Annotated in this window: 8 protein-coding genes; 4 read left to right on the top strand and 4 right to left on the bottom strand. The window is 71.1% G+C overall.

Annotated elements, in window-relative coordinates:
• The first annotated feature begins 165 nt into the window (after window positions 1–165).
• Complete coding sequence (locus ACZ4NT_RS14405) at window positions 166–642, top strand: hypothetical protein (protein WP_121405084.1); 477 nt, start codon at window positions 166–168, stop codon at window positions 640–642.
• Between the two features lie 175 nt (window positions 643–817).
• On the opposite strand, the gene aspS is transcribed toward ACZ4NT_RS14405, so the two are convergent.
• Entirely contained in the window at window positions 818–2,581 is a 1,764-nt protein-coding gene (gene aspS, locus ACZ4NT_RS14400) for an aspartate--tRNA ligase (RefSeq protein WP_467725431.1), read from the bottom strand.
• A gap of 152 nt (window positions 2,582–2,733) precedes the next feature.
• Here aspS and ACZ4NT_RS14395 point away from each other — a divergent pair, with 152 nt between their 5' ends.
• The gene (locus tag ACZ4NT_RS14395) at window positions 2,734–4,959 is read left to right on the top strand and encodes an ATP-binding SpoIIE family protein phosphatase (RefSeq protein WP_467725429.1); all 2,226 of its coding nucleotides are present in this window, start codon (window positions 2,734–2,736) and stop codon (window positions 4,957–4,959) included.
• Here the strand turns inward: ACZ4NT_RS14395 and ACZ4NT_RS14390 are convergent.
• The 3 genes from ACZ4NT_RS14390 to ACZ4NT_RS14380 all read right to left on the bottom strand — a co-directional run bounded on the left by ACZ4NT_RS14390 (window position 4,869) and on the right by ACZ4NT_RS14380 (window position 7,717).
• Entirely contained in the window at window positions 4,869–5,975 is a 1,107-nt protein-coding gene (locus ACZ4NT_RS14390; RefSeq protein ID WP_467725427.1) for an AI-2E family transporter, read from the bottom strand. The two genes, ACZ4NT_RS14395 and ACZ4NT_RS14390, sit on opposite strands and share 91 nt — an antisense overlap.
• A 151-nt stretch (window positions 5,976–6,126) precedes the next feature.
• Window positions 6,127–7,098, bottom strand: a complete 972-nt coding sequence (locus ACZ4NT_RS14385) for a pirin family protein (protein WP_121405080.1) — start codon at window positions 7,096–7,098, stop codon at window positions 6,127–6,129.
• 154 nt (window positions 7,099–7,252) lie between these two features.
• A complete protein-coding gene (locus tag ACZ4NT_RS14380; protein ID WP_121405079.1) occupies window positions 7,253–7,717 on the bottom strand; it encodes an SseB family protein in 465 nt (154 codons plus the stop codon).
• A gap of 143 nt (window positions 7,718–7,860) precedes the next feature.
• On the opposite strand from ACZ4NT_RS14380, the gene ACZ4NT_RS14375 reads away from it, so the two are divergent.
• Both ACZ4NT_RS14375 and ACZ4NT_RS14370 read left to right on the top strand, forming a co-directional pair.
• A complete protein-coding gene (locus ACZ4NT_RS14375; RefSeq protein WP_121405078.1) occupies window positions 7,861–9,687 on the top strand; it encodes an acyl-CoA dehydrogenase in 1,827 nt (608 codons plus the stop codon).
• 154 nt (window positions 9,688–9,841) lie between these two features.
• Window positions 9,842–11,134: a M18 family aminopeptidase gene (locus ACZ4NT_RS14370; protein WP_121405077.1), complete on the top strand. Its 1,293-nt coding sequence runs from the start codon at window positions 9,842–9,844 to the stop codon at window positions 11,132–11,134.
• Window positions 11,135–11,170: the final 36 nt, after the last annotated feature.

Here is an 11,170-nt window from a genome sequence, read left to right as displayed (position 1 = left end):
CCTGCCCACCCCCCCCCCCCCCCACCCCGCCCCCCCCCCCCCCCCCCCCCCCCCCCCCCCCCCCCCCCCCCCCCCCCCCCCCCCCCCCCCCCCCCCCCCCCCCCCCCCCCCCCGCAGAACCTACCCCGGCGGTGACATGTCCCCGCCCACCCGTATGGTTTCGCCATGGCAGTCCCCCAGGTCATCCCGATCGCCTACGAGCCCAAGCACCGCACCGAGACCATCGGCCGGTTCGCGGACGGCCAGTTCCTGGCGTCGATCACATACGCCTTCCCCGAAGGGTTCCGTCCCGACGACGGCTGGGAAGAGCACAAACGCCTCTACGTGGCCCTCCACACCTTCGACGCCGAGGGCCGCTACCGCGACTCGGAGGTCTGGTGCGCCGGCACCTGGGCCGAGCAGCAGCGCGCACCGCACGGGGAGCACTCGGTGCTCGCGCGGGCACGGGCCCACCTGGCGAAGCTGCTGCGCAGCCTGCCCCGCCGCGCCTACACGGACATCGCGATCCGGCCCTTCCAACTGACCGTCGACGGTGTGCTGTTCGGACTGGTCGCCGGTGAGGACGCCGAGGAGTCCTGGGCCGAGCTCTACCCGGACCGCCTCGGCTTCGGCGCCCCGTGGGACGGCCGGTACGACACCTGAGGCCGTACGCCCGGAGCCCCGCCGCGCTCCGGGCGCCCGCCCTCCCGTCAGCCGGCCGACGCCGAGGCGCCCGGCGGGGTGTCCGTGCTGTCGTGGGTCTCGTCCGGGGCGACGCCCATGGTCGAAGTGGCTCGGAACGGGCCTCGGTTCCGAGCCACTGCGCACGCGTCGGCGGCTACTTCGGCTGCGGCTTGCGCACGGAGATGTGCAGCTCCCGCAGTCGGGACTCCTCCAGCTCCGTCGGCGCGCCCATCATCAGGTCCTGCGCGTTGCCGTTGAGGGGGAACGCGATGGTCTCGCGGATGTTGGGCTCGTCGGCGAGCAGCATGACGATGCGGTCGACGCCCGGGGCGATACCGCCGTGCGGCGGGGCACCGAAGCGGAACGCGCGGAGCATGCCCGCGAACTGCTCCTCGACGGTCTCACGGTCGTAGCCCGCGATCTCGAACGCCTTGAGCATGATTTCGGGCTCGTGGTTCCGGATGGCACCGGAGGACAGCTCCACGCCGTTGCAGACGATGTCGTACTGCCAGCCCAGGATGTCCAGGGGGTCCTGGGTCTCCAGGGCCTCCAGGCCGCCCTGCGGCATGGAGAACGGGTTGTGCGAGAAGTCGATCTTCCCGGTGTCCTCGTCCTTCTCGTACATCGGGAAGTCGACGATCCAGCAGAAGCGGAAGACGTTCTCCTCGAAGTACCCGGCGCGCTTGGCGGCCTCGACCCGCACCGCGCCCATGATCTTCGAGACCTCGTCGAACTCGCCCGCTCCGAAGAAGACGGCGTGACCGGCGGAGAGCGAGAGCCGCTTCGTCAGCTCCGCGACGTTCTCCTCGGTCAGGAACTTGGCGATCGGGCCGGTCAGCGAACCGTCCTCGGCCACGCGCACCCACGCCAGGCCCTTGGCGCCCTGCTCGACCGCGTAGTCACCGAGGCCGTCGAAGAACTTCCGGGACTGGCCGGCCACGTCCGGCACCGGCAGCGCCCGCACGTGCTTGCCCGCGAACGCCTTGAACTCGGAGCCCTCGAAGACGTCGGTGATGTCGACGAGCTCCAGCTGGGCGCGCAGGTCCGGCTTGTCGGAGCCGTACTTCAGCATCGCCTCGCGGAACGGGATGCGCGGGAACGGCGAGGTGACGTGCCGGCCGCCGCCGAACTCCTCGAACAGCTCCGTCATGAGCTTCTCGATGGGCTGGAAGACGTCCTCCTGCTCGACGAAGGACATCTCCACGTCGAGCTGGTAGAACTCGCCCGGCGAGCGGTCCGCGCGCGCGTCCTCGTCGCGGAAGCAGGGCGCGATCTGGAAGTAGCGGTCGAAGCCGGAGATCATCAGCAGCTGCTTGAACTGCTGAGGAGCCTGCGGGAGCGCGTAGAAGCGGCCCGGGTTGAGGCGGGACGGGACGACGAAGTCGCGGGCGCCCTCCGGGGAGGTGGCGCTGAGGATCGGCGTCGCCATCTCGTTGAAGCCCAGCGCCGTCATCTTGTGCCGGATCGCGGAGATCACGGCCGTGCGCAGCAGGATGTTGCGGTGCATGCGCTCGCGGCGCAGGTCGAGGAAGCGGTACTCCAGGCGCCGCTCCTCGTTGACGCCGTCCTCGGCGTTGATGGTGAACGGCAGCGGTGCGGCCGCGCCGAGCAGCTCGACCTCGCTGACCTCGACCTCGATCTCGCCGGTGGGCAGATCGGGGTTCACGTTCTCCGCGCCGCGGGAGACGACCTTGCCGTCGACGCGGACGGTCGACTCCTTGGAGACCTTGTCCAGGGCCTCGTAGGCGGGCGTGCCGGGGCGGGCGACGAGCTGCGTGATGCCGTAGTGGTCGCGCAGATCGATGAAGAGGATGCCGCCCAGGTCTCGGCGATTGTGCAGCCAGCCGCTCAGCCGGACGTCGCTTTCGACGTCAGAGGCGCGGAGCTCGCCGCAGGTGTGGGACCTGTACCGATGCATCGTCGTTCATCCAGTCTTCGCGGATCGGGGGCTGTTTCACGTGAAACTTCCGGGCTGGGGCCCGGATCTCCCAAGGGTACCGGCCGCCCCGAGATCGCCGCCCCGAATACTCTCGGTGGCAGGTCCCGATCACCTCTCCTTAAAGTGGGTGAATGCGCACTGGTGAGCCCCTGCCCACCGTGGGGGAGGTCCTGGCATCCCTCGCGACCGGCCTGTGGCGCTGGGACAGCGAGGCCGGGCTCGTGACGCTGGACGCCGAGGCCGCGCGGCTGCTCGGCCTGCCGGCCGAGCCGACGACCCTGTCGTCGGCGGGCATCCGCTCCCGCTTCCACCCGGTCGACTGGAACGAGATCGACGGCATCGTGCAGCTCGCCGTCGCCGAGGGCACCCTCGCCGAGGCCCGGCTGCGGATCATGGACGAGCAGCAGCGAGTGATCCGTACCGTACGCAGCCGCTCCCGGCCGTCGGTCCACTCGGAGACCGGCGAGTACGAGCTGGTCGGCACCCTCCAGGAGGTCAGCGAGCAGCCGCCGGGCGCCGCCGCCCGCACCCCGGTCACCGGCGACTGGCGCCGCTCGCGGGAGGCGTTCCTGCTGGACGCGGGGCGGGCGCTGGCGGAGGCGCGGTCGACGGAGGAGGTCCTGCGGGTCGCGGCCGGTCTCTCGATGCCGGGTTTCACGCCGGACGGGCTGGCCGTCTTCGGCGCCGAGGCGGACCGGCTGACCATCATCGGCCACCACGGGCACCAGCCGGGCGACGACGGACCGTTCTCCCACATGTCCCTGGACACGGACTACCCGGCGGCGGAGGTCGTCCGGACCGGCCGGGCCGTCTACCTCTCCTCGCCGGAGGACTACAAGGCCCGCTATCCGGCGTCCTGGCCGCTGGCCCAGCACTTCGGCCGGCAGTCCTGGGCGTTCCTGCCGCTGACGGTCGCCGGGCGGACGATGGGTGCCTGGATGGCGGCCTTCGCGTACCCGGTGTCGTTCACCCCCGACGAGCGCTCGGTGCTGACCACCGTGGCCCGGATGCTGGCGCAGGCCCTGTCACGGGCGGGTGTGGCCGAGTCGGAGCGGGAGCTGACCGACGGTCTGCAGCGCTCGATGCTGCCCACGCTGGGCCCGGAGATACCCGGCATGTCGGTGGCCGCGCGCTACGTGCCCACCGGCGGCGGACTCCAGGTCGGCGGTGACTGGTACGACATGATCCCGCTGCCCGGCGGCGCTGCCGGGACCGCGTCCGGGGGGAGCAGGTTCGCCCTGGTCATCGGCGATGTCCAGGGGCACGACGTACGGGCCGCGGGGCTGATGGGCCAGCTGCGGATCGCCCTGCGCGCGTACGCGTCCGAGGGGCACCGCCCGGACGCGGTGCTCTCGCGCGCCTCCCGTTTCCTGTACGGGATCACCGACTCGGTGGTCACCCAGGACGGGGAGCGCATGGACCCCCGCTTCGCGACCTGTCTGTACGTCGAGGTGGACCCGGCGACCGGCGTGCTGGACATCGCCCGGGCCGGCCACCCGGACCCGGCGATCCGCATGGCCGACGGGACGGTGCTGATGCGGCCGACCGCCGGCGGGCTCCCGCTGGGCGTCGATCCGGACGCGGACTACCCGACGACCCGGCTGGTCCTGGAGCCCGCCGAGACCCTGCTGATGTGCACGGACGGCCTGATCGAGACCGGCGGCCACGACCTGGACACCGGCTGGCGGCGGATCCGCCGGATCCTGGAGGAGCACGACGGCGACATGGAACTGCTCGCCGACCTGCTGGTGCAGGCCGTGCACGGGCCCTCCTCGCACCACACCCCCGGCCCGCTGATCGACCGCCGCGAGGACGACATAGCGGTGCTGCTGCTGTGCCGGCAGGGCGAGGGCTGCGGCTGCGGCAGCACGGTCGGCGTCATACCGCCGCCGGTGCGCCGCACGATGGTCACGGTCGCGCAGGCCGAGCCGGAGCGGGTCGCGAGCGCCCGGCAGCAGTTGCGGGAGCTCCTGCACGACTGGGCGAGTGAGGACCAGGTCGACTCGGCGGTGCTCATGACCTCGGAGATGGTGACGAACGTCCTCGTGCACACGGACGGGGACGCGCTGCTCGTCGCGCAGCTCAGCGGCGAGGCGGGGGAGCGGCGGCTCCGGGTGGAGGTCACGGACAGCAGTGACGACCTGCCGCACAAGCGCCGGCCGGGAGAGCTGGCGTCGTCCGGGCGCGGCCTGGTGCTGATGGAGCTGCTCGCCGACGTGTGGGGCGTCGACCCCCGGGGCGAGGGCAAGAGCATCTGGTTCGAGCTCTACGAGTCCTCGGGCAAGTCGGACGGCCCGGTGGATTTCACGTTCCTCGACGGCGGGGAGCCCGGGGGCCCGGAGGACGTCCCGGCGTAGCGGGTGCGCATCTCCGACAGGACGCCGAACGCGGCCGCCGTCAGGGGCACGGCCAGCAGCATCCCGAGGATTCCGGCCACCGAGGCGCCCGCGGTGATCGTCAGCATGACGACCGCCGGGTGCATCTGCACGGTGCGGCTCTGGATCGCGGGTTGCAGGACGTGGCCCTCCAGAACCTGGACGGCCACCACGACGCCGAGCGCCCACAGGGCGATGACGAAGCCCCGGTCGGCGAGGGCGACCAGCACCGCCACCGCTCCCGAGAGGAAGGCGCCGAGATAGGGGATGTACGCGGCCACGAAGACCAGCGCGCCGAGGCCCACGGCGCCGGGGACGCCGAGGATCAGCAGCCCGACCGTGATGCAGACGGCGTCGATCATCGCGATGAGCGTCGTCCCGCGCATGAAGCCCTCGACGGCCTCGAAGGCGCGTCGGGCCGTCGCCTCGACGGCGTCGGCCGAACCGTGCGGGGAGAGGGCGCGCAGGGCGCCCGTGGCGCGGTGCGAGTCGCGGAGGAAGAAGAACACGAGCAGCAGGGCGAGCACGGCCATGGCGAGGCTCTCGCCGACCACGCTGACGCCGCTGATGACGCCGGAGGCTGCGGTCCCGCCGAACTTGCCGAGCAGGTCCTTGGAGTTCGAGGCGATGTCGTCCAGGGAGGTGCCGGCCGCCCCGAAGTGCTCGGCGAGCGAGGTCGCGGCCTGTCTGAGGGAGGCGACGATCTGGTCGCCGCTGTTGATGAGTGCGGCGACGACGATGTAGACGGCGCCGCCGACGACCACGACCACCGCGACGCAGGTGAGGCCGGCCGCCAGGGACCGGTTGACCTTCACCTTCACCAGCCGCCGGTACAGCGGTCCGAGCAGGGCCGTCCCGAGGAGGGCGAGCAGCACCGGCACGACGGCCGTCCGGAGTTCGCCGCAGAGCTGCACCCCGACCCATCCGACGCCGGCGACGAGCAGGATGACGGCGCACCAGGCGGCCAGTCGCCGGGCGCCCTCGGGAAGAAGCTGCACGCTTCCACCCGATCACGCGACGGGCGGGCTGTCCTCACGGGACGGCCCGCCCGGGTGACGCGCCGTCACCGGCACGGGCCGCCGGGGTGACGCGGTGTCAGTCGGGGACGCGCGGCCGGAGAGGGCCCGCCCGCCCGTGACGGCGTACGGATCACATGCCGCCCTCGGTCATCCCGTGCACCGCCGGGACGGTGCCGAGGCGGCCCTTCTGGAAGTCCTCGAAGGCCTGCTGGAGCTCCTCGCGGGTGTTCATCACGAACGGACCGTAGTGGGCCATGGGCTCACGGATCGGCTGTCCGCCGAGGATCACGACCTCCAGGTCCGGCGTGTTCGAGTCCTGCCGCTCGTCCGCGCGGACGGTCAGCGAGGACCCGGCGCCGAAGACGGCGGTCTGGCCGGTGTGGACGGGGCGGCGCTCCGCACCGACGCTGCCGCGCCCGGCGAGCACGTACGCGAGGCCGTTGAAGTCCTCGCGCCAGGGCAGGGTCAGCTCCGCACCCGGCGCCACCGTGGCGTGGATCATGGTGATCGGCGTGTGCGTGATGCCGGGACCCTGGTGGCCGTCCAGCTCACCGGCGATGACGCGCATGAGCGCGCCGCCGTCGGGGGTGGTGAGCAGCTGGACCTGGCCGCCGCGGATGTCCTGGTAGCGCGGCGCCATCATCTTGTCCCTGGCCGGCAGGTTCACCCACAGCTGGAGACCGTGGAAGAGACCGCCGGACATGACGAGCGCCTCCGGGGGCGCCTCGATGTGCAGCAGGCCCGAGCCCGCGGTCATCCACTGGGTGTCACCGTTGGTGATGGTCCCGCCACCGCCGTTGGAGTCCTGGTGGTCGAATATCCCGTCGATGATGTAGGTGACGGTCTCGAAGCCGCGGTGGGGGTGCCAGGGGGTGCCCTTGGGCTCTCCCGGCGCGTACTCCACCTCGCCCATCTGGTCCATCATGATGAACGGGTCGAGGTGGCGGTAGTTGATCCCGGCGAACGCACGGCGGACCGGGAAGCCCTCGCCCTCGAAGCCGCCGGGCGCGGTCGTCACGGCGAGTACGGGACGGGCCACGGCATCGGACGCCGCGACCACACGGGGAAGGGTCAGCGGGTTCTCGACGGTCACTGCAGGCATGTCGGGTACCTCCTTGGCTTCGAGTTTAGTTGATTATTGAACTTTCTGCTACCCGTAACGAAGGACGCCCGGAGGGCATTCCCTCCGGGCGTCCCGGGTGCATGGGGCACGTCAGCGGCGCTCGCGACCCGTGGGCCGCGGCGAGGCACGGCCGTCAGCCGTACATCCGGCGCATCGCGAAGTCGACCATCTGCTCCACGGCCTTCGCGTCGAACACCATGCGGTGCTCACCCTCCATGTCGAGCACGAAGCCGTAGCCGGTCGGCAGCAGGTCGATCACCTCGGCACCGGTGATCACGAAGTACTTGGACTCCTTGCCCGCGTACCGGCGCAGCTCCTTGAGCGAGGTGAACATCGGGATCACGGGCTGCTGGGTGTTGTGCAGCGCCAGGAAACCGGGGTTGTCGCCGCGCGGGCAGTAGACCTTCGAGGTCGCGAAGATCTGCTGGAAGTCCTCGGCGGCCATGGACCCCGTGGTGAAGGCGCGGACCGCGTCCGCGAGGGACGGCGGGGACGGCTCGGGGTACAGCGGCGGCTGCTGGCCGTAGCCGCCGGGCATCTGCTGCTGCGGCGGGGCGTACTGCTGCTGAGCGCTCGCGTTCTGGTCGTAGCCGTACATGCCCCAAAGACTACTGAGTCACAGATGACCGGCTCGGGGTTGCGTCTTATTACCGACGGGTAGCATCATCGTAGCTACTTGCCGGTATGTGTAACGAGGCTGCCAGTTCTCCGGCCTCACCGATCTCTTACGGAGCCGTCGCCATGGGGCACTACAAGTCGAATCTCCGCGACATCGAGTTCAACCTCTTCGAGGTGCTCGGGCGCGACAAGCTGTACGGCACCGGCCCGTTCGAGGAGATGGACACCGACACGGCCAAGAGCATCCTCGACGAGCTGACCCGCCTCTCGGAGAACGAGCTGGCCGAGTCCTTCGCCGACGCCGACCGCAACCCGCCGGTCTTCGACCCGGAGACCAACACCGCGCCGGTCCCCGCGTCCTTCAAGAAGAGCTACCAGGCCTTCATGGACTCCGAGTACTGGCGGCTCGGCCTGCCCGAGGAGATCGGCGGCACCACCACGCCCCGCTCCCTGATCTGGGCCTACGCGGAGCTGGTGCTCGGCGCCAACCCGGCCGTGTGGATGTACTCCTCGGGCCCCGCCTTCGCGGGCATCCTCTTCGAGGAGGGCAACGAGGTCCAGAAGCACATCGCGAAGATCGCCGTCGACAAGCAGTGGGGCTCCACCATGGTGCTCACCGAGCCGGACGCCGGCTCGGACGTCGGCGCCGGCCGCACCAAGGCGGTCCAGCAGGAGGACGGCTCCTGGCACATCGAGGGCGTGAAGCGCTTCATCACCTCCGGTGAGCACGACATGTCGGAGAACATCCTCCACTACGTCCTCGCCCGCCCCGAGGGTGCCGGCCCCGGCACCAAGGGCCTGTCCCTCTTCCTCGTCCCGAAGTACGAGTTCGACTTCGAGACCGGCGAGCTGGGCGAGCGCAACGGCGTGTACGCGACCAACGTCGAGCACAAGATGGGCCTCAAGGCCTCCAACACCTGCGAGATGACCTTCGGCGACCGCCACCCCGCCAAGGGCTGGCTGATCGGCGACAAGCACGACGGCATCCGCCAGATGTTCCGCATCATCGAGTTCGCCCGCATGATGGTCGGCACGAAGGCCATCTCCACGCTCTCGACGGGCTACCTGAACGCGCTGGAGTACGCCAAGGAGCGCGTCCAGGGCCCCGACCTGGCGAACTTCATGGACAAGACCGCGCCCAAGGTCACCATCACGCACCACCCCGACGTGCGCCGCTCGCTCATGACGCAGAAGGCGTACGCCGAGGGCATGCGCGCCCTGGTGCTGCACACCGCCGCGATCCAGGACGAGATCCAGGTCAAGGAGGCGGCCGGCGAGGACGCCGCCGCCCTGGAGGCCCTCAACGACCTGCTCCTGCCGATCGTGAAGGGCTACGGCTCCGAGAAGGGCTACGAGCAGCTCGCCCAGTCCCTGCAGACCTTCGGCGGCTCCGGCTTCCTGCAGGAGTACCCGATCGAGCAGTACATCCGCGACGCCAAGATCGACACCCTGTACGAGGGCACCACCGCGATCCAGGGCCAGGACTACTTCTTCCGGAAGATCGTCCGCAACCAGGGCGCCGCGCTGAACTCCCTCGCCGAGGACATCAAGAAGTTCCTGGCGCTCGGCACCGGCGGCGAGGACCTCTCCACCGCCCGTGAGCAGCTCGCCAAGGCCGCCGTCGAGCTGGAGGCCATCGTCGGCCTCATGCTCACCGACCTCGCCGCCACCGAGCAGGACGTCAAGAACATCTACAAGGTGGGCCTCAACACCACCCGCCTGCTGATGGCCTCCGGTGACGTGGTCGTCGGCTACCTGCTGCTGCGCGGCGCCGCCGTGGCCGCCGAGAAGCTCCAGACCGCCTCCGCCAAGGACAAGGCCTTCTACACCGGCAAGATCGCGGCGGCGAAGTTCTTCGCGGCCAACGTCCTGCCCGGCGTCACCGGCGCGCGCAAGCTCGCCGAGGGCGTGGACCTGGACCTCATGGAGCTCGACGAGGCCGCCTTCTAGGTCGCGTCCAGGGGCCCCTCGCCCCGCCCGGCGGTCCCCGGCGGCGGCGCCGGCACCGGTCGGCGGGCCGGGTGTCCGCCCTTCACATCCCTCTCACCAGGGCCCGTTCCCCATCCCGGGGAGCGGGCCCTCGTGCGTCGTTAAGGTGAACCCCATGCGCACACCCTCTCGCTTCGATCGCGGCCACACCGACGACCTCATGACCTTCCTCGCGGCGACACCGACGCCGTACCACGCCGTGGCGAACGCCGCCGAGCGGCTGGAGAAGGCCGGATTCCGTCAGGTCGCCGAGACCGACGCATGGGACGGGACCACCGGCGGCAGGTTCGTGCTGCGCGGCGGCGCGATCATCGCCTGGTACGTCCCCGAGGGCGCCGCACCGCACACCCCGTTCCGGATCGTCGGCGCGCACACCGACTCCCCCAACCTGCGCGTCAAGCCGCTGCCCGACACCGGTGCCCACGGCTGGCGGCAGGTCGCCGTCGAGATCTACGGCGGCCCGCTCCTGAACTCCTGGCTGGACCGCGACCTCGGTCTCGCCGGACGCGTCTCGCTGCGCGACGGCACCACCCGCCTGGTGAACATCGACCGGCCGCTGCTCCGCGTCCCCCAGCTCGCCATCCACCTCGACCGCTCCGTGTCCGCCGAGGGACTCAAGCTCGACAAGCAGCGCCATCTGCAGCCCGTCTGGGGACTCGGCGACCCCCGCGAGGGCGACCTGATCGGCTTCGTCGAGCAGGAGGCGGGCCTCTCCGCCGGCGAGATCACCGGCTGGGACCTGATGACCCACTCCGTCGAGCCCCCCGCGTACCTGGGCCGCGACGAGGAGCTCCTCGCCGGTCCGCGCATGGACAACCTGCTCTCCGTCCACGCCGGCACCGCCGCCCTCGCCGCCGTGTCCGCCGCCGGGGACCTCCCGTACATCCCCGTCCTCGCCGCCTTCGACCACGAGGAGAACGGCTCCCAGTCGGACACCGGCGCGGACGGCCCGCTCCTCGGCGGCGTCCTGGAGCGCTCGGTGTTCGCCCGCGGCGGTACGTACGAGGACCGGGCGCGCGCCTTCGCCGGCACCGTCTGCCTCTCCTCCGACACCGGTCACGCCGTCCACCCCAACTACGCCGAGCGGCACGACCCGACGCACCACCCCCGCGCCAACGGGGGCCCCATCCTCAAGGTGAACGTCAACAACCGCTATGCCACCGACGGTTCGGGGCGCGCGGTGTTCGCCGCCGCCTGCGAGAAGGCCGGCGTCCCGTTCCAGTCCTTCGTCTCCAACAACGCCATGCCCTGCGGCACCACCATCGGGCCCATCACCGCGGCGCGGCACGGCATCAGGACCGTCGACGTCGGCGTGGCCATCCTCTCCATGCACAGCGCGCGTGAACTGTGCGGCGCGGAGGACCCGTTCCTGCTGGCCAACGCCCTCGCGGCGTTTCTGGAGGGGTAGCCGGGCATGCCCGCGACGGCCCCGGGTACCCGGAGT

It is taken from the genome of Streptomyces sp. NPDC026417, from assembly GCF_055567695.1.
The sequence above is the reverse complement of the archived record's forward strand: the minus strand, read 5'-3'. Positions and strand labels throughout refer to the sequence as shown.

Excerpts from the sequence above, each read along its gene's own strand:
- ACZ4NT_RS14405 (WP_121405084.1), top strand. The coding sequence starts at position 166 with ATGGCAGTCCCCCAGGTCATCCCGATCGCCTACGAGCCCAAGCACCGC.
- aspS (WP_467725431.1), bottom strand. The coding sequence starts at position 2,581 with ATGCATCGGTACAGGTCCCACACCTGCGGCGAGCTCCGCGCCTCTGAC.
- ACZ4NT_RS14395 (WP_467725429.1), top strand. The coding sequence starts at position 2,734 with ATGCGCACTGGTGAGCCCCTGCCCACCGTGGGGGAGGTCCTGGCATCC.
- ACZ4NT_RS14385 (WP_121405080.1), bottom strand. The coding sequence starts at position 7,098 with ATGCCTGCAGTGACCGTCGAGAACCCGCTGACCCTTCCCCGTGTGGTC.
- ACZ4NT_RS14380 (WP_121405079.1), bottom strand. The coding sequence starts at position 7,717 with ATGTACGGCTACGACCAGAACGCGAGCGCTCAGCAGCAGTACGCCCCG.
- ACZ4NT_RS14375 (WP_121405078.1), top strand. The coding sequence starts at position 7,861 with ATGGGGCACTACAAGTCGAATCTCCGCGACATCGAGTTCAACCTCTTC.
- ACZ4NT_RS14370 (WP_121405077.1), top strand. The coding sequence starts at position 9,842 with ATGCGCACACCCTCTCGCTTCGATCGCGGCCACACCGACGACCTCATG.